We start from the raw sequence: 18,647 nt of genomic DNA on the forward strand, positions 1-18,647 counted from the left end.
GAAAAAACAAAATTTAACTAAGGAGTTAAAATTATGGAACAAGTAAGAACAAGAGATTTTATTTACACAAGTGACGACTTATACTTCGCATCAACCAATTACATTCACCCTGAAGACAGAGTAATCTCATTTTTAAGATATGTCCCTGATCCAGAGGGCGATCGTGAAAAAGATGGAAAAAGGTACAGAAAAGTAGGATCTGAAGAAGCCTACAGTTATTTGAGAGAAAATCATCCGGATTACCTATATTTTTCTCAAGTTACAAACGTTGAAATGATGGGAGTTCCATTGGACAAGGTTGAAAGAGTCATTAAACCTGAAAATAGACTTTTAGGCCTTAAAAAGACATTTGAATCAGGCGGAGAAGTAAAAAATCCCGAATTGATTGCAAAATTAATGGATGTTGCTGACTTTTTCCATTTCATGGCCGGCATTCCATATGACCATTTGGGAATCTCAGGTTCCATTCTACCAGGTCTTCAAAAAAGCGATGTCAGTGACTTGGACTTTGTTGTATATGGCCTTGACAACCACAGAAGAGCAATTGCGGCATTTAAAGAGCATAGAGGCAAGGAAGTTTATCTTGAAGAGGTTGACAAGCACATCACTGTCGAGGGAATCACCAACGACTACTGGGATTTTGTATACGACAAAAGAATGTATGATGAAAGCTTGACCAAGGAAGAGTTCAGATGGTATGAAAACAGAAAAGCGAACAGAGGAACAATCAACGGAACCCTGTTTGACATTTTGGCCACAAAGGATTATGATGAGATTGAAGGCACTTGGGGAGATACCGTATACGAGCCTCAGGGAATTGCTCAAATCGAATGCGACATCGTAAGCGCACTTGGAGCATTTGACAACCCTTCACTTTACACAATAGAGAATGTGGAAGTCATCGATGGCGTGGACTTCCCATTAACAGAGGTCGTATCATTTACCCACACCTATGCCGGCGAGGTCGTTGACGGCGAGCATGTGGTCGCCAAAGGCAAAGTGGAAAAGGTTATTGTGAATGGTGAGTTCAGCCATTACCGCATAGTTGTCGGAACCACCCGTGAAGCAATCGATGAGTATTTGAAGCTCAAGGAAAGCCCGGCATAATCATTTTATATGGGAGCCGATACTCCCATAATTACTATTTTTTTAAACAAACAAGTAAATTTTAATAATTAAATTAGACAAATCTACAATTTTTATCTTTATTTAGCTTATTGAGCAAATATGATTAAAAAAATCACGATTTAAGCAAGATTAATGCAAATAATATATAAACCTTAATGACAAATATATTAACTATTAATTTAAGTGATAAAAATGACAGAGACTAAAAAACAAGAATGGAACAGTAATCTTGCATTCATGATGGCCATGATTGGTTCCGCTGTCGGACTGGGAAATATCTGGCGTTTCCCAAACGTATTGTACTCCAACGGAGGAGGATCATTCATGATTCCATATATCATTTCATTATTCCTGCTCGGAATTTCATTTGTTCTTGTGGAATATGCGGTAGGATTCAAGTTCAAGAAATCAATTGCAAGAATAATGTATTCCATAAAAGATAAATTGGAACCGGTAGCATGGTTCATCCTACTGGTCGTATTTTTGATAACAACATATTACGTTTGTGTTGTTGGATGGGACTTTATTTATATAATCTTAAGTTTTACAAAAGCATGGGGAGCCAATCCCGATTTATATTTCTCAAATAATGTATTGCATGCGACAGATTCAATGTCCGGACTGTTTACAATCGTTCCAAACGTTCTCATTTCAGTGTTCATCATCTGGTTCATTGCATGGATGATTATCAAAAGGGACCTGAATGATGGAATCGGTAAAGTGAGCCAAATCCTATTGCCTTTGCTTTGTCTGATTGTTCTTGGAATTGTCGGGTTCTCCCTGACCTTGCCTGGCGCATCAATCGGATACACACAAATCTTCACCCCCGACTGGAACGCGTTGCTCAACCTGGACGTATGGCTTGCGGCATTCGGACAAATCGTGTTCTCCCTAAGTCTGGGAATGGCAATTGCAATGACATATGCAAGCTACCTGCCTGAAGGCTCAAAACTGGTGGACAATGCGGTGATGGTGGCATTTTCAAACTCAGGATTTGAAGTGTTTAACTCAATTGGAATCTTCTCAATTTTAGGGTTCATGACAGCAACTTCAGGAATACCGTTCAATGAACTTGTAACTGAAGGAACAGGACTTGCATTCGTTGTTTTCCCACAAGTGTTCAATACCATGGGAGGCGTCGCATACATCGTAGGACCATTGTTCTTCATATGTATCCTGTTTGCAGGAATCACCTCCGTTATTGCCCTTCTTGAGGGAGTGTGCTATTCAATTTCCGAAAAGTTCCTTATTGAACGTAAAAAGACAGCAACCGTTGTCTGCATTATCGGATTTTTAATATCCTGTATCTTTGCAACCGGTGCCGGAAGTACAATCCTGGGAATATTCGATGCATATCTGAATAATTTCGCATTGCTGTTGGCGGTATTGGCCGAGTGCCTAATCTTCGGTTGGATTTACAAGTTCGATGACCTGATTGAAACATTGAACAACAACTCCAGACTTCAAGTAGGCAAAACCTGGAAAGCAGTAATCAAATACATATTGCCTATTTGTATTGGAGGCCTCTGGATTCAAGGGGTGTACTCCACAGTCTCCCAGGCAGATGGCCTTAGCCTGACAGTTATGGGAATCCTAAGTGTAGTGCTGATTGTGATTCCAATCATCTTTGCAAAATTGCCTGCACTCAACAAAAATTATTACAACGTGTAAAATTGCATTTAAATAGCTAAACTATTAGCTATTTACTTTTTTTATTTTATTTAACTAAATTATAATCATTTATAACTTCTTATTTTAAATATTATTAGTTTAATAGTAATAATAAGAATTTTAAGAGGTTATAAACATGATGAATGTATCTTCTATTAAACTACATATGTACTGTCCAATGAAATTATACATCAAAACCCATGTAGATACAAAGGAAAACGAGGACTACCAATTGGCTGTGGAAATCAAGAAGCTGAAAATCGATATCCATGATTTAATCCAAAAGAACATGCGCAAGGTCAAAAAAGACATGACCCTCAGCGAAATTGAAAATGTCCTATCCCAAAACATTGACCCCCACATCGAAAGCACAACCAAATCCATAAAATCAATGAACCTGGGCCTTGAAAACTCACAAATCAATGAAATAATTGATGACGCATACTTTAAAATCAAGATAACTGCATTGAAAACCAAACAGGCTATGACAATTCTCAATAAGAATGCCTTCGCAATAACCGACATGTTTTTTCCAAATTCAATGTATTCCTATATGCTGAAAGACAAGAGTCTTGATTTGATAGGCATTTGCGACAAGATAGAGATTGTTGACGGCAATTATTTCCCGATAACCATCAAGAATGGAAATCCTCCACTAAAGGGAGTGTGGGATCAGGATGCTATCGAGCAGGTCGCATATGCGATACTCATTGAGGAGGAATTCAACACCGAGGTTTATGTGGGATTTGTCGACTATGAAAAGATAGGCGACAGGCGCCCCGTCGTGATGGATGTCAACCTCAGAAAGGCACTGTTTGAAATCATCCGGGAAGTCAAGGAAATAACTGAGAACAAAAAGCTTCCAAACGTGAAAAAAACTACTAAAAAATGTGAAAAATGCGAATATAAGGAAATTTGTCTTAAAAATTAGATGAAAAGGGAGTTAACAATTAACTCCCTTTCCTATACGTCCATAAACATGAATTAATATTTGATATTGTCACCTAAACGGGAAATGTCAAAAACAGCAGTGTCGGCGATTGACATCACCGCAAGCACACCCGCCTGAATAGGATCTGTAATAATCAAATCGGCATACTTGGTCACGCTGCCAGGCATGTTAAGGCAAATCACAACAAGGTTGCCTTCTTCCTTAACCTTTTTAACGGCCTCAGTGATTTCACCACCCATAAGGGAACCTGCCAAAACAAGTGCTCTTACACGAGGAAGTCTTGAGATGGCTTCGACCGCTTCAGCCAAGGATTTTTCACCGACCAAAGGTATTGTATCGATACTTATACGCTCTCCACGTATATTGTGTCTGTCGGCCTCGGTGATTGCACCCATAGCAACCTGGGAAACCTGTGCTCCGCCACCGACTATGATTATACGCTTTCCATAGATGTCCAATTGGGAGCCATGCAATTCAACTGATTTCACTTCAGGAATGCTTTTCAAATCTGCTACCAACTCATCAATATCCTCAACATGCTCAAGCTCCAGATTAATGGAACCTCTGTTGTTCTGTTCAACAAAGAGATGAACATAACTAATGTTAGCACCATGGGATGTGATGACGTCGGTTATGTCATCCAACACTCCTTTTTTCTCAGTCGATTTGATTGTTAAAGTATAATCACTCATTTTTTGGCTTCACCTTGTCAAGTTCTGCATGTGCCCTTTTCCACATGCTCAAATAATTGTCATCCTTGGTGACTGGAATCACTTCAAGACCCAAGTCCCTGTGTTCCTGTATCCATTCCTCATGAAATACTGGGATTTCTATTTTAATTGGTTCAGAGGTTTTATTTACAACTATAAGATTCCTGTAAGGAAAATCCCATTCGACAATATATCCTCCAAGACTTACCATATGATACGGTCTCATAACAAACTTCATAAATAATACCTCCTCATAATAATCCAAGCACAATGGCCAATATTCCTAGCAATGTAGTACACAATATTGTTGGCAATAGCTGCCTATTTGTAAATACAGGAGCAAATGCTGAGAAAATTCCCATCATGAATACGAATATCAGTGCTACCAGCACATTTACCAAAAATCCAATTGACATGATTGTTGGCGGAACTCCAATGAACAATACTGAAAAGACACATCCAAGCACAAACATGAAAAATCCTCTTGTCAGATAGACAACAGCCCTGTATTTAGCTGCATATTCCATGTATGGTCCTTCAATTACATCAGATTTTGCCTTGATAATTGAAAATGGATATTCGTTCAATATAATCATGTAACCGATGAAAAATACGATTGCTGCGATTCCACCTGATACGGTAAACAGGAAAGGCCCATTCGCTTGCTGATACGCTACAATATCCTGCAAAAAGATGCTTCTTGCAGCTGTAATAGGTGCAAACAATGCCAGATACAATGGGAAAGATCCATATGTAATCATCCTGAGTGATCTTCTTGCACTTATGTCCTCAATGAATGAAAGATTGGAATTGTTGTGAACTGCCCCCTTAATCTTATCAGGGAAAGGCATCCTGACGGACATTACTGATTTTGATAATGCTCCCATCAATACATAACATATCTCTTCCACTTTTAAAAATCCGACAACAGCCACCAAACTTGCAAGTGCAGGAATTTGATAGGCCTGTGGAGTCAATGCGATTAAAACGCACAAAACCACAATAAAGCATATTATCGGCAATGCCTTATATAATCCAGGTACCGGAGATGAAACTTCGACATTTTCCTTGAACATAAACTTTATTGGCGCCATAATTCCAGGAGCAATTACAATTGGTCCGATTCTTTGCTGAATCCTTGCATGAATGTATTTTCTCTCAATTCCTGGAAGCAATGTTGAAATTATAAAGCAGACTAAAATTGTCAATATTACAACAATAATCGGATTAGTGAGTATATTTTCAAACATTTTTCTATCTCCTTATGATTTCAATTGCCCTATCGGTACATGTGAAACACGGGTCACACTGTACGATACATAATTGAGCATCTGTAATCTGGTCTCCAATACATGCATACTGCATTGCACCAATGTTTGCCATTGATGGAGTCCTTATGATACAGTGCCTTACTCTTCCGCTTTCAAGTGCATATGAATGATAAAGAGTTCCTCTCGGAACCTCAATATAACTTTCAGAAATATCTGTGTCAACCATTTCCCAATCACGGTTCACTACTTTTCCTTCCGGGATGTTTGCAATGGCCTGACGAATGATTTTGATTGCTTCAAATGATTCCAATGCCCTCATTACCAGATTGGATTTGACATCCCCGTCAGGCTGTGTGATTACATTAAAGTCAAATTCATCATATTCGAACATGGTGGTCCTCAAATCCCTTGCAACACCGGTTGCCCTTAGGGTAGGACCTGTAACTGCAAGTTCGATTGCCTGCTTTTGAGGCAGGACTCCGATTCCGGTAATCCTTGACATGACTATGGAATCGCCTAAAAACCTTTCGACGAATCCTGTAAGTCCTTCTTCTATTGCATCCATGTCATTTTTAAGTCTTAAAAGTTTAGCTTCATCCAAATCACATCTTGGCCTTACTCCTCCAAGGACGGAACAGCCGTATTGCACACGGTTTCCTCCAATCATTGCAAGCAGTTCCATTACTATTTCCCTCAGGTAGAACACCCTCATTGAAAATGTTTCATGAGACAATACTTCGCAACCGTGAGCCAGATACAAGAAATGTGAGTGCAAACGTTCAAGTTCGCTCATGATCACACGAATATAAAGGGCTCTTTCCGGAATTTCGATGCCCAATCCCATTTCCGCAGTTCTGCAGGAGTTCCATATATGTGCATTAGAACAAATTCCACAAATTTTCTCAGTTAAGGCATTGGCTTTTTCAACTGGAAGACCTTCCATGATTCTTTCAATACCCCTATGATTAACACCAATAGTGATTTCGGCTTCCTGAACTATTTCATCCTCTACAAAAAACCTTACCCTATATGGTTCCAATGCAGCAGGGTGAACTGTACCCATTGGAATTTCTGTTTCAATAATATTGCTTCTTGGTACTTTCTTATCCATCAAATCCCCTCTAATCCGCATCTAATAATGTAGGTAAAAGTGATACAACACCAGCCAAAACATCCTGAGGCCTTACGGCACAGCCCGGAATCTTTGCGGCAACAGGTATGATATTTTCAACCGGCCCTTCAATCTCCTCTGAAGGAATGTCACCATAACAGTTCTTATAAACACCACCCATCAGAGCGCAACTTCCTGCAGCCACAACCAGTTTAGGGTTAGGAATGGCTTCATAGATTGCCTCCAATGGTTTTCTATTCAAATGTGTAACCGGTCCTGTGACAACCAATACATCAGCTTCACGAGGATTCCAAGTTAAAAACACATTATATTGTTCAGCATCAAATCTAGGTGATAGAATTGAGTTAACAATCTCAATATCGCAACCGTTGCATCCGCCGGTATAAACCAGCATGACGTGTATTGCCCTTGCTCTTGAAAATGATTTAAGTCCCATCTAATCACCCTCCTCTCTATTCTTCAATACTGTATTATCTGATAAATATTGTGCAATGAATTTGAGCTTGTCGTCTGAAATCTTAAATGGCTGTGACATTGTTTCTGTGATGTCAACTTCCTGGTCCCCGACATTGCTCGGATGTATTGTTCCCTTTTCACCATAAAGAGAGTAGACCGGACAGAAGTCATGACAATAGTAACATACAACACATTTTTCGAGAGTAATTTCAGGCACTTCCCTTTTAGTCCAATCGTCAGTGATTTTAACTGGATTTGCTAATTCTTTCATCTCAATTGCACCAGTCGGACAGACATTGGCACAGCCCGCACATCCTATACAGGCCTTTTCGTCAACCCTGTCATCAACTTCCACTGACAGTGTTGCGATCTGGTTTCTCAATTCCATATCTGTAACCCTATCAGCTGCAAAAAAGATTCTTTTAAAGTTGGTAAAAGCTCCTTCCAAAGCTATTCTAAGTAAACTGCTCATTTAAATACCCTCTATTGAATCTTTAAAATTTCTTTCGAATAAGAATGCCCTTGCAGGACAGGCGTTCTTGCATGCTCCACAATAGGTACATTTCTCTTCATTAACCACATAATTGCCATCAATTTCTTCTATTGCATCATATGAACAGATTCCATGACAGATTCCACAATGCATACATAATTTTTGCTCGATGAAGTTGAATCCATCTGTAATCTCATTCTTGTACATTGTTGATTTAGGAATCGCATCAACAGGACAGTGGACTGCACAGTTTTCACATAAAATACATTTGTCCATATCTACTGAGATTTTGCCCCTATGCAATGTAATCGCATCTTCCTGACACATTTCGACACAGATTCCACAGGAAATGCAGTCGTCTGTAACTTTGCCGTCCCATGTGTGGGTCATTAGCTGACGCGCATTGACCTCATCACAGACCTGCACACATTTTCCACAGCTTACACAGAAGCCGGCAAGTGCAGGAAGCTCCTCATCTGAAAACTCATCATAGATGAACATTTCCTCATCTTCACGCAATGTGTGAACCGGACAGTGACTAATGGCATTATCATGTGTAACGTTTTCCGTATCTATTGTCGGATCGTATCTCAACTTGCCGTCGACATTTTTATGTGATTCGTTTTCACACAAATCAGCACACAATCCGCAATTTAGACAGGATATGATTTTGCCGTCAGGTTTCTGGTTCAATTTATTCACAATAATTTTGAAATCGTCAACTGAAATCGCATTGTTAGGACATGCCTTCATACAGTTCAGACAAAGTGTACATGATGTTGTATTGACCATCTGATGCTTGTTCATTGATTGGTTTGGACAAACATCTGCACATATTCTGCATTCACGACAGATTCCTTCATCCCTATCCACTTTAACATGAATCGCACCGGTTGGACAGTATTCCTCACATCTGCCGCACAGAATACATTTTTCTGTATCTGTTCCGAAGTAAGTCCTTGAAACTTCCTTGACCTTGCTTTCGCTTTTAGAAGGAACGTTATCCAATGGAGGATTCAGGATGTTGAATGACCTGATTAAATTGATTTGCTTTTCCTTTTCAAATTCAAATCCGTCAACACGACATTCAGGGAATTTCTCTGCACAAACGCCACAACGTGAACAGATACCATATACTATTCCATCATCTATATGGATGTTGTTTGTAGGGCAGTTGTACATGCACATTCCACAGCCGTTACATTTGGCCCTGTCAACCACATATCCTCCATAGCCGTTTTTAAATATTGCATGGTTAGGACAGTTATCATGACAGATTCCGCAGGTAAGGCAACTGAATGGAATCCCATTGACTAATCTGATGGATTTTGTAGGACATGACTTAATACAATTTTCGTTTTCATTACATGTATTAGTTGATAAAAACATTTTAAAACCCCTTATTTACTCCTTGCAAATATTAGTTTGCCTACAAAAATTCCTATTAATGCAGATAAAAATGCAGTTGATAACGGCAAGTCTGTGTAAAACGGATAATTGCCGGATTGCCATGCTACAATAATTCCTGCAATAAGTATCACTATAAATGCTCCAAGAGTGAAATGAGTATCTCCGTTATGGGTCTTGATTTGTGAACCTATGATTATGCCCAATATCAGTGCAATTATTATTGGCCCTATGATTACCATCATTCACCCTCCTCGACATATTTCTTAAAACCTGCAAATGCAATTGCAATTGCGGATAATCCTGCAAATACCTTTAAACCTACAAATATATTAAGGTATGGAATAATTCCGGCATTTGTAACATCAGGATAATGCAATACAGACTGGATAGTTTGAGGAACGACATTAAGGAGATCAGTTCCGACATTGTAGAGATAAAAACCTCCAACAAACAATCCAATTAATCCGAATATTACGAAACCTAGCGCACCAACAGATTCTAAAACTTCAATATATGTATGTGACAATTCAAATGGGGAATTACCTATTCCATAGACAAGAACAGATAATATAATTCCGCTTGCTATCATTGCACCACCTTGGAAACCTCCACCAGGAGTGATGTGGCCCCCAAGAATGGTCATTATACCTAAACAGATTAATATGATTGAAATCGGCAAAGATATAAGTTTTAAGATTATACTACCCTGACTCATCTTTTATCCCCCAGTAATCCTCTGCCAAATATCAGTAAAACAACTAATCCGGCAGTCAACAATATAATTGATTCTCCCAAAGTATCGTATGCTCTGAAATCAAAGATAACAACTGTTACCATATTCGGAGCGATTTTAGTTCCTAAAGTGTTATAGATTAAGCTCACACCAGGATAAATCATATCGCTTATATGATATATCGCGTCGAATAATGTAACTGAAAAGATTGCTGTTAAGATTGCTGCAAGCAAATTGCGTATTGTAGTATTAGACAAGATTACCACCCCAGTACATGAATACTGCTATAAGCGCAAGTGTTACAATTGCATAGAACAGCATTTTTTCAAGTGAATCTTCCTGTTCTATCTTGAACTTTGGAATAAGCGGAATACTATAAATCAGCACTATAGCCAGTGCCAAGGTAAAGATTCCTGCAAGCAAGACATTTACATGCCTTAGCAATATTGCAGACAGAACCAATGATACGATTAAAAATATTTCTGCTGTAAGGCTTCCTGAAACATCCGCATTGGTAACGGGTCCAGGTGAAAACAATTTCCTGAACTGCTTTACAACATTGAATATCTGATCATACAGTTTCATAATATCCCTCCTACAAAGTTAGAAATTCCGTTTGTAACGACATCTGGGAAAATACCTAACAGTATAACAATGATTAACAATATTCCCATTGCGAAAATCATAGCTCTTGGAACTTCTTTTCCTTCCAATTCTAAGTCATTTGGTTTCGGTTTTAAAAACATTGTGTAATATGTTTTTACAAATACTACAAATGTGGCAATACTTACCATGATAGCCAAAATGGATAATTCTGGGAATCCGCAGCTTAATGATGCCTGAACAAGCATCAATTTGGATTGGAAACCACTTAATGGAGGAACTCCTGCCATTGCAAGACCACCAATAAGAAGCATAATTGCCACTTTAGGATGGTATGCAAGAAGTCCGCCCAATTTTCTTGTATCCACTTCATTTGTTGCATTTACGATTGCGCCAAATCCTATGAATAATAATGCTGTGATTACGATTTCATTCAATGCTTGGAAAAGTCCTGCTGTAATTGAAAAGTTTGTTCCAAGCCCAATACCTAACCCGATGAAACCTAATTCACCTACCGCTAAAAATCCAATCATTCTTCTGAAGTCTGTTTGGGTAAGTGCAAGAGAGACGCCCAATATCATAGCTAAGATAGAGAAGAAGACTATGAGAACTTCAAAGATTGGGAGTGAAGCGTAAATTCTAAACATTATTAATACGATTGAAATCATTGAAATGACTGTAAATGATTGCAATAGAGCTGCACCATGAGGTTCCGCTTTTGAATAGATTCCAGATTTTATTGTATGGAATGGTGGTAAACCGGATGCGTATAACCAACCAAAGAATATCAATGCGAGTGATAATAAAAATACTGGAGAAGTTGCGTCAACCAGACCGTTGTGAACAGCAGCTGCAATATCTGTAACATTTACACTACCTGTCAATGCCAGTAGGAATCCAATTCCTAAAAGCATCATTGGAGAACCGATTGATCCTAAAACCATATACTTCAAGGCCATTTCATAGCTGTAATCAATTGAAGATGCAGCCACAATTCCCACCTGTGCAAGTGCCAATATCTCAAAGAACACAAACATGTGGAATATGTCGTCAGTCAAAATCATTGCAGTCACTGCTGAAGTACCTAAGAACAATAGGAACAGGTATGGTCCTGAGACTTTCTTGTATTTTGTCAGGTAAATGAAGATTACCAGAAATGTCAAAAGACCAATAGCTGCTATGAATATTTGCTGCAGGAATGTGAATGAATATGTGATTGCCGGATGATACATCATGTTTACCGCACTATCTAGAATAGGCTCATAACCACCGAAGTAGTGAAGACCATAATTAGACAGCAGCGGAATTAACGGCAGACATATTGCCACAACAAATGCAAAAATCTTAGTTACAGTGTTGAATTTTGAAAAGGCACTGATTAATAATGCGGCCATTAAAGGAACAATAACCATAATTGGAATTAATTCATTCATCGTATTCCTCCCGTTTTGATGTGTCAGCCAACATTACTTTTGTAGATAATGTGCCGTATCTTCTGTATAAAACCATTACTAAAGCAAGCATTACCGCCAGTGTACTTGCACCGATTACGATACTGGTAAGTACCAAACCGAAAGGCAAAGGATAGGCTGCGTTTGTAGCAAACCATGAGGTATCCATTCCAGGCATTAGGATTGGCACGACACCGCCTGCCTTATAACCGATAGCAACAATGAAAAGGTTTACTCCCTCTTCAATGAAACTGATACCAATAATCTTTTTGATGATATTGTCAATGAAAATTGCGGAATAAAGTCCGATTACGACTAAAGCAACAGATGTCAACAATATCACAACTTGTACATCAGCCATCAGCCATCACTCCTTTGAGTCTTCTTAACAGCCAGTGCAATGAATATCGGTATGATTGCCCCTTCAACAATTGCCTGTGTCAAGGCAACATCCGGTGCAAGCAATACCTGAAACAATACTGCAACTGAAGCGCCGGCAATACCGGTTAAAATTGCTGCTTTAAATAAATCCTTTTGAATAAGAGCAAGAATTGCGCTTAATACTATTACAATACACAATATTATTTCCATCATGACTACTCACCCTCATCAATCTCTATGGTAGTAACTGAAAATCTGTCATCCGCCTTAAGCTTTTCAGAATTTTCACTTTCCAAAGCCTGCATCTTTTCTTTAGGATGTATAAATGGATGATTTTCATCTACCTCTTCTTCAACTGTCATTAAATCAGCGTTATTTTCTCTATCTTCTTTTTTCCAATAAGCATTAGCTATTGCATGTGCTGAAAACGGTGCTAAAATAAAGTAGACACCAGCCAAGAGATATTGGCCAAGACCAATCATAGCAATAATACATGCAACATCAAACAAACCCACAATGTGGATTCTTCCGTATACTGCATTTTTAGTATCTTTGCTTAAGCTAATAAGACCTATTGCTGAGATAATAATCAAGAAAGCTGCAATAATGAGAAGGGCTGATTGAATATATTCGATCATTTATCTTCCCCTCCTACGGTTACAGCGAAAGCAATAGTTCCTACAAAACCAAAGAATATTAAAGCTAAAGATATATCTCTATAGAATGCAAGATTATATAACTCTCCACCTACAAGTAACACTAATGCGAGTGCATTAATAACAACGGAACTTCCTAAAAGCCCCATGGATGTGGATTTATATGCACTTGCTCTTATGGTGGCTAACAGCATTATAATTATTGCAATAACCAAAATAAATTTTGAAATAAACAATATATCCATACTATCTCACTCGTCTTTTTTGAAAATGAATTATTCCAACATTTTCTTTATATAAGGTTCAAAAGGAATAATATCCTCTTTTTTTCTTGGAGAAATAGCAGCTACTTTGATAATGTTATTCTCGCTGTCCAAATCAACAGACAAGGTACCTGGAGTTAAAGAAATACTGTTTGCTAAAATTGTCTGTGAAACAGGTCTCTCTAAAACTGTTTCAATATCCACGACAATAGGATCAATATTTCTCCCCATAACTCCACTAAAAGCAACATTAATTGTTGCTTTTATGATTTCGTAAATAAGAACTAAGAAATATATAATTCCATAGCCAATTCTAGTCAAAAACATTAAACAAGCTCCATTTCATTAATATTAATAATAGCCATACTACTGACTAATTAGTAATATTATTATTTATCATGATTATTCATTATAAAGTTATGCTTTTTTAAAAAAAATATTCAAAAAATAGATTTACATTGTTAAAAATATTAAAAAAATATACATGAACGAAAATGCCACTTAAATTAATTAAATACTGTCAAATCAACAGTTAAAAGAAAAATTAAGTGATTTAATACATTCATGAAAATATTATATATGATAATATACAAATTTAGTTATGCCTAAAAAAAGTGATACTATGGATTTAGTGGAAAAAATTGAGCCGATTATAATCTTTTTTGCAATAATATTGGGACTTGCATTTTCAAATGTCAGCATGATTGCCCAAAATACAGGCAATCTGATAACCCTGTTTTTATGCCTAATGCTTTTCGGACTGTTCCTCAAAATACCACTGAATGAATTAAAAAACAGCTTTAAAAACGTTAAATTCAGTCTGACAAGCCTGATAATCAATTTTCTATGGACCCCATTATTCGGATACTTTTTGGGGACACTTTTTCTGAAAGGAAATGTAGACATTCTTGTAGGATTCTTCATGCTAATACTGACCCCGTGTACCGACTGGTATCTGGTGTTTACCAAGCTTGCAAAAGGGGATTTGACACTGAGTCTATCCATACTGCCGATAAACCTAATCATTCAGATTGTTCTGCTTCCAATTTATCTGATAATATTCTTTTCAAATGGAATAAACCTAGATTACACTCAGCTTGCATATTCACTGCTAATCGTTATCGTCATGCCTTTCATAGCATCACAAATTGTCAAATTCATCTTAAAAAATGATTTAAAAGACAAAGTAATCAACTCATTCAGCAGTCTGCAAATCTGGCTTTTGTCATTAGCCGTATTCTGTATATTTGCAAGCCAAGGAGAACTATTATTCAGCAATCTAAACTCAATTATGAAAATATTCATTCCTTTGATTCTATTTTTCATATCCAATACAATAATCGATTTACTGTTATCCGAAAAAATTAATTTTACTTATCCCGAGTATGCAAGCCTAACCATGACAACACTGGCCAGAAATTCCCCGTTAGCTTTAGCAATAGCAATCAATTCATTCCCAGGTCATGAACTGATAGCGATGGCACTGGTAATTGGACCACTGATAGAACTTCCAATATTGTATATCGTTTCAAGATTCTGCCTATGGATTAAAAATTCCGGGCTGTTCTTTGTCTGCGGCAATTTCTAGTTTCCCAAAATATATTGACCATACAGTTCAAACAATAAGGGAATATGATATAATATTGATAAGAATATCAGCAGGAATATAATGCCCACTCCAAAATTCCTATATACCTTTTTAGAAGACAATGGGGCAAATATCTTAATTCCTGCCGGAGTGAATGAATCAAGAATTATATGAGATAACAATCCCAAAAACAGGCTTAAAACAATTTCGATGTATGAAACCTCAAATGTGGGAAGAACAAATAGGCTAATGAAAAACAATGGCAGAAAAACCATCAAAACTTTCTTGTTTAAAAACAGAAAGCTTATAAGAGCGATTAGAATTGCCATTACCATATAATGGTTTTCCAAAACGGTTAAGAATGTAGTTAGCTGAAACGCCCAAATCAATATCAGGCTGACAGCAGAAGCCAATGTCAAAGCGCCGAAAATGGAATGAGTAAAACTTCGATGTTCTGAAAAATAGAACGTTACACCTAAAAAAACAATAATCAAACCGATATAATAAGGTAATTTAAGGATATAAAGTGAAATGAACACTATTAATCCCAAAATGATCATCCTATAAACGTTTTCCTGCTTGAACTCATGGTCAAAATCAGGAATATTTGCACCGATTAATGTTAAAGCAATTGTTAGAGGATTGTGAAAAAACATCAACGAAAGTAGAACTGCAAATATTGAATGACCCTTATAAGACGACATTTTAATCACCTTAGTTAAAAATAGAATGTCCATATTTAAAAGATTAATGAGAGAGCATTTGAAAACTAATGCTCCCAGAAAATATGCGTCAGACAAAGACCTGGATTGATTCAAGATTCTTATTTAACTTTAATTTTTATCGTTTTTCTGGAGGCTTTATATATTTTATCTCCTTTGAATCTGATTTTTGCTTTGAATGTTCCTTTTTTATTGAGTTTTTTGATTTTAAATATGGCTTTACCCTTCTTGTTGATTATAGCCTTATAAAAATTTCTAAAAATTATTCATATAATTTTAGATTCCGAAATATTCCAAAAAACTCACGATTTGGGCATATGACCTTTCAACCGTTCCCTTACCTATATTGGCAAATGGACATACAACTTCACCAGTGATGGCAGGAACACCCTTTAGATTACAAACATCCTCAACTGCTCCTTTATAATAAGAGCCCGCAAAGTCAACAGACAAAACTTCACAGCCAGTATCCTGTGAAATGTAATTTGCAATCAAATAGCTTTCAGCACAGGGAGACTTTGATGAAAATATGGACTCTATGCCAGGATTTGAATTGAAAGAAGTTGAATGGAAATCCCCAACAAAACTTATGTCCAAATTTTCAACCGCCTGAACAATTAAATTGCTTAGGGAGTTTTTAATATGGGCTGAACGATTTAAATCCATTGAATTTAATGTTCTTCGATTGTCCATAGTGGATTTGGGCGCTGCAAATGGAATAAAATATAAAGTGTGATTTAAATCTTCATATAACATTTCATTAAAAAATTTCATATTGGCAACTTGCGGAGGCAGTTCATTTCCATGAATTCCCGATAAAACTAATATGCTATTGCCTTTATTGCCTAATTTGAAGATAGGAGTTCCAAAAATACATTTTTCAAGTACAAATTGAGTAAATCTGTTTAATTCCAAATTATCCAGGATCGCCTTATTTCGTGAAACATAACCTCCTGAAAAATCGGAAATGTAAGCCATTTCAAGATTTCCAAATTCCTCAATTTTTTTGAAAAGCATAATTAAATATACAGTGAAACTCTTATTTAAAAATAAGTATGAAAATGAAGAAATATATAAAAAACCTGATAACACTCATCAATTATGAAAGAGATGCCGAAATTGACCTGATGACACGTGAAATAAGCACAATGTCCGGCCAGAAAAGGGAAGAACTTGGAAGGGCAATAAATAAAGTCAAAGGAAAAAGTTTAGGTAAGGAATTGGGCATGCAGATAGTTCAGTTCGGAAGGTCTGAGGTAATCGATACAGAAATATCAGTCGGAGACATGGTATTGGTAAGTACCGACAATCCATTAAGAAGCGATCTGACCGGCACAGTCACTGAGAAGGGAGCCCGGTTCATCAAGGTTGCCTTTGACAAGCGAGTCCCAAAATGGGCAATCAAAAAGAAGGTCAGGCTTGACCTGTATGCCAATGACATCACCTTCAGACGAATGGAAGACAATCTGAATCATTTGAGCCTAAAGGGCAAAAATGCCTTAGAATACATTTTGAATGAGAGAAATCCTAAAAAGAACCGTGATGTGCCCTATATCGCATATATCGATGAAAACCTCAACGATTCACAAAAGAAGGCTATCGAAAATGCACTTTCATGTGAAAATTTCTTTCTGATACATGGACCATTCGGAACCGGAAAAACAAGGACCTTGGTTGAATTAATCTCACAGGAAACAAGGCAAGGACATAAGGTATTGGCAACTGCAGAAAGCAATGCCGCCGTTGACAACATTTTGGAAAGACTGATGAACAACAAAAAATTGACCCTTACAAGGCTTGGACATCCCCAAAGGGTTTCAAAGCACAACATCACACAAACACTTGCATACAAGGCTGAAAACCACAAGCTGAACAAGAAAATCAAAAAGATTCACAAAAAGATTGACAATCTGATTGAAAAACGCAAAGTTCACACAAAACCGACACCTCAGTACCGCAGAGGCTATGGTGACTATGACATTCTCCATATGGCTTCAAAAGGCAAAGGTGGACGTGGAATAAGCTCTGACAAGATGAAATCAATGGCAAAATGGATTGAAATCAATCAGGAAATCGATGAGGCCCATGACGAGATAAAAAGGATTGAAAACAGAATGATTAAGGACATCATCGACACAAGCGATGTGATACTGGCCACAAACTCATCATCTGCCCTTGAAGCCATTGCAAGAGTCAAGTTTGATGTTGCAATCATTGATGAAGCTTCACAGGCCACAATCCCAAGCGTACTGATTCCAATTGCAAAAGCCCACAGGTTCATACTTGCAGGAGACCACAAGCAGCTCCCTCCAACAATAATCAGCGACCGAGCAGGAGCATTGTCAAAAACATTGTTTGAAGAGCTAATCAGAATGTATCCATTCAAATCACAATTATTAGATATACAATACCGTATGAACAGTCTGCTAATGAAGTTTCCAAATGAGGAGTTTTACAATAACGGCCTTAAAAGCGATTCAAGCGTGGATGACATAAACATCAAGGATATCTTGGATTCCCATCAGGACGAAGAGGCACTGCTGTTCATTGATACCTCAAATATTTTAGACAACCGGGAAAGACACCTGAAGGATTCCAAATCAATCATCAATGAGATTGAAGCCGAAATCGCAATAAAAATTGCCAATGACTACCTGAATGATGGAGTGGGCGAAGAGGACATCGGAATAATCAGCCCATACGCCGATCAGGTCAAGTTAATTCAGGAAAACACTCCAATTGAAGTAAAAACCGTTGACGGTTTCCAGGGAAGGGAAAAGGAAATCATCATAATCTCAACTGTTAGAAGCAATAACCATGGAAATATAGGATTTTTAAGCGATTTAAGACGATTGAATGTTGCAATAACCCGTGCCAAACGTAAGCTAATCATCATCGGCAACATAGATACCCTAATAACAAATCCGACATATGCAAGACTGATAAAATTCTGCGAAGATCAAGACCTTCTGGTAAAAGTTTAGGTATACCTAAACTTTATATAATGAAAACCTAACTATAATCAAG

24 protein-coding genes are annotated in these 18,647 nt (G+C 37.5%); 5 read left to right on the forward strand and 19 right to left on the reverse strand.

The window, feature by feature from the left end:
- Positions 1–33 precede the first annotated feature (33 nt).
- From ACJMML_RS03905 to cas4, 3 genes are all read left to right on the forward strand, one after another.
- The gene (locus tag ACJMML_RS03905; protein WP_405306066.1) at positions 34–1,107 is read left to right on the forward strand and encodes a DNA polymerase subunit beta; all 1,074 of its coding nucleotides are present in this window, start codon (positions 34–36) and stop codon (positions 1,105–1,107) included.
- 213 nt (positions 1,108–1,320) lie between these two features.
- Positions 1,321–2,799, forward strand: a complete 1,479-nt coding sequence (locus ACJMML_RS03910) for a sodium-dependent transporter (RefSeq protein ID WP_405306067.1) — start codon at positions 1,321–1,323, stop codon at positions 2,797–2,799.
- Positions 2,800–2,935: 136 nt separating this feature from the next.
- The gene (gene cas4 / locus ACJMML_RS03915; protein ID WP_405306069.1) at positions 2,936–3,730 is read left to right on the forward strand and encodes a CRISPR-associated protein Cas4; all 795 of its coding nucleotides are present in this window, start codon (positions 2,936–2,938) and stop codon (positions 3,728–3,730) included.
- A gap of 53 nt (positions 3,731–3,783) precedes the next feature.
- On the opposite strand, the gene ACJMML_RS03920 is transcribed toward cas4, so the two are convergent.
- The 17 genes from ACJMML_RS03920 to ACJMML_RS04000 are packed head-to-tail and all read right to left on the reverse strand — an operon-like array spanning position 3,784 to position 13,637.
- Positions 3,784–4,443, reverse strand: coding sequence for a DUF5612 domain-containing protein (locus ACJMML_RS03920; protein WP_405306070.1), 660 nt, complete (start codon positions 4,441–4,443; stop codon positions 3,784–3,786).
- A complete protein-coding gene (locus ACJMML_RS03925; RefSeq protein ID WP_405306071.1) occupies positions 4,436–4,699 on the reverse strand; it encodes an energy-converting hydrogenase B subunit P in 264 nt (87 codons plus the stop codon). The genes ACJMML_RS03920 and ACJMML_RS03925 overlap by 8 nt, the downstream gene beginning before the upstream one ends.
- 13 nt (positions 4,700–4,712) lie before the next feature.
- The gene (locus ACJMML_RS03930) at positions 4,713–5,711 is read right to left on the reverse strand and encodes a respiratory chain complex I subunit 1 family protein (RefSeq protein WP_405306072.1); all 999 of its coding nucleotides are present in this window, start codon (positions 5,709–5,711) and stop codon (positions 4,713–4,715) included.
- Positions 5,712–5,715: 4 nt separating this feature from the next.
- On the reverse strand, positions 5,716–6,843 hold the full coding sequence (locus tag ACJMML_RS03935; RefSeq protein WP_405306073.1) for a nickel-dependent hydrogenase large subunit: 1,128 nt from the start codon (positions 6,841–6,843) through the stop codon (positions 5,716–5,718).
- A 10-nt stretch (positions 6,844–6,853) separates the two neighbouring features.
- On the reverse strand, positions 6,854–7,300 hold the full coding sequence (locus ACJMML_RS03940; protein ID WP_405306074.1) for an NADH-quinone oxidoreductase subunit B family protein: 447 nt from the start codon (positions 7,298–7,300) through the stop codon (positions 6,854–6,856).
- Complete coding sequence (locus ACJMML_RS03945; protein WP_405306075.1) at positions 7,301–7,792, reverse strand: 4Fe-4S dicluster domain-containing protein; 492 nt, start codon at positions 7,790–7,792, stop codon at positions 7,301–7,303.
- Positions 7,793–9,202 (reverse strand): 4Fe-4S binding protein, encoded by a 1,410-nt coding sequence (locus tag ACJMML_RS03950; RefSeq protein ID WP_405306076.1) that lies wholly within the window; start codon positions 9,200–9,202, stop codon positions 7,793–7,795.
- Between the two features lie 11 nt (positions 9,203–9,213).
- Entirely contained in the window at positions 9,214–9,465 is a 252-nt protein-coding gene (locus ACJMML_RS03955) for an energy-converting hydrogenase B subunit J (RefSeq protein ID WP_405306077.1), read from the reverse strand.
- Positions 9,462–9,938, reverse strand: a complete 477-nt coding sequence (locus tag ACJMML_RS03960; RefSeq protein WP_405306078.1) for an MnhB domain-containing protein — start codon at positions 9,936–9,938, stop codon at positions 9,462–9,464. Before ACJMML_RS03960 ends, ACJMML_RS03955 begins: the two co-directional genes overlap by 4 nt.
- Positions 9,935–10,213 carry an EhbH gene (locus ACJMML_RS03965; protein ID WP_296785701.1) on the reverse strand — a complete coding sequence of 93 codons (279 nt, stop codon included), beginning with the start codon at positions 10,211–10,213 and terminating at the stop codon, positions 9,935–9,937. The genes ACJMML_RS03960 and ACJMML_RS03965 overlap by 4 nt, the downstream gene beginning before the upstream one ends.
- Positions 10,206–10,541 carry a hydrogenase gene (locus ACJMML_RS03970; RefSeq protein ID WP_296785697.1) on the reverse strand — a complete coding sequence of 112 codons (336 nt, stop codon included), beginning with the start codon at positions 10,539–10,541 and terminating at the stop codon, positions 10,206–10,208. The genes ACJMML_RS03965 and ACJMML_RS03970 overlap by 8 nt, the downstream gene beginning before the upstream one ends.
- Positions 10,538–11,992: an energy conserving hydrogenase EhbF gene (ehbF, locus tag ACJMML_RS03975; RefSeq protein ID WP_405306079.1), complete on the reverse strand. Its 1,455-nt coding sequence runs from the start codon at positions 11,990–11,992 to the stop codon at positions 10,538–10,540. Before ehbF ends, ACJMML_RS03970 begins: the two co-directional genes overlap by 4 nt.
- Positions 11,985–12,371 (reverse strand): cation:proton antiporter subunit C, encoded by a 387-nt coding sequence (locus tag ACJMML_RS03980; protein WP_405306080.1) that lies wholly within the window; start codon positions 12,369–12,371, stop codon positions 11,985–11,987. The genes ehbF and ACJMML_RS03980 overlap by 8 nt, the downstream gene beginning before the upstream one ends.
- A complete protein-coding gene (locus ACJMML_RS03985) occupies positions 12,371–12,604 on the reverse strand; it encodes a DUF4040 domain-containing protein (protein WP_405306081.1) in 234 nt (77 codons plus the stop codon). The genes ACJMML_RS03980 and ACJMML_RS03985 overlap by 1 nt, the downstream gene beginning before the upstream one ends.
- Positions 12,605–12,606: 2 nt before the next feature.
- Positions 12,607–12,984: a cation:proton antiporter gene (locus tag ACJMML_RS03990; RefSeq protein WP_405306082.1), complete on the reverse strand. Its 378-nt coding sequence runs from the start codon at positions 12,982–12,984 to the stop codon at positions 12,607–12,609.
- 41 nt (positions 12,985–13,025) lie between these two features.
- Positions 13,026–13,292: a hypothetical protein gene (locus tag ACJMML_RS03995; RefSeq protein ID WP_296785682.1), complete on the reverse strand. Its 267-nt coding sequence runs from the start codon at positions 13,290–13,292 to the stop codon at positions 13,026–13,028.
- Between the two features lie 30 nt (positions 13,293–13,322).
- Positions 13,323–13,637 carry a monovalent cation/H+ antiporter subunit E gene (locus tag ACJMML_RS04000; RefSeq protein WP_405306083.1) on the reverse strand — a complete coding sequence of 105 codons (315 nt, stop codon included), beginning with the start codon at positions 13,635–13,637 and terminating at the stop codon, positions 13,323–13,325.
- Positions 13,638–13,932: 295 nt separating this feature from the next.
- Between ACJMML_RS04000 and ACJMML_RS04005 the strand changes: the two genes are divergently transcribed.
- Positions 13,933–14,898 carry an arsenic resistance protein gene (locus ACJMML_RS04005; RefSeq protein ID WP_405306084.1) on the forward strand — a complete coding sequence of 322 codons (966 nt, stop codon included), beginning with the start codon at positions 13,933–13,935 and terminating at the stop codon, positions 14,896–14,898.
- On the opposite strand, the gene ACJMML_RS04010 is transcribed toward ACJMML_RS04005, so the two are convergent.
- On the reverse strand, positions 14,895–15,602 hold the full coding sequence (locus ACJMML_RS04010; RefSeq protein WP_405306085.1) for a metal-dependent hydrolase: 708 nt from the start codon (positions 15,600–15,602) through the stop codon (positions 14,895–14,897). The two genes, ACJMML_RS04005 and ACJMML_RS04010, sit on opposite strands and share 4 nt — an antisense overlap.
- 294 nt (positions 15,603–15,896) lie before the next feature.
- Complete coding sequence (locus ACJMML_RS04015) at positions 15,897–16,637, reverse strand: succinylglutamate desuccinylase/aspartoacylase family protein (protein WP_405306086.1); 741 nt, start codon at positions 16,635–16,637, stop codon at positions 15,897–15,899.
- A gap of 44 nt (positions 16,638–16,681) precedes the next feature.
- Between ACJMML_RS04015 and ACJMML_RS04020 the strand changes: the two genes are divergently transcribed.
- On the forward strand, positions 16,682–18,604 hold the full coding sequence (locus ACJMML_RS04020; protein WP_405306087.1) for an IGHMBP2 family helicase: 1,923 nt from the start codon (positions 16,682–16,684) through the stop codon (positions 18,602–18,604).
- The last annotated feature ends 43 nt before the right edge of the window (positions 18,605–18,647 follow it).

The organism is Methanobrevibacter sp., from assembly GCF_045130115.1.
Classification (GTDB): domain Archaea; phylum Methanobacteriota; class Methanobacteria; order Methanobacteriales; family Methanobacteriaceae; genus Methanocatella.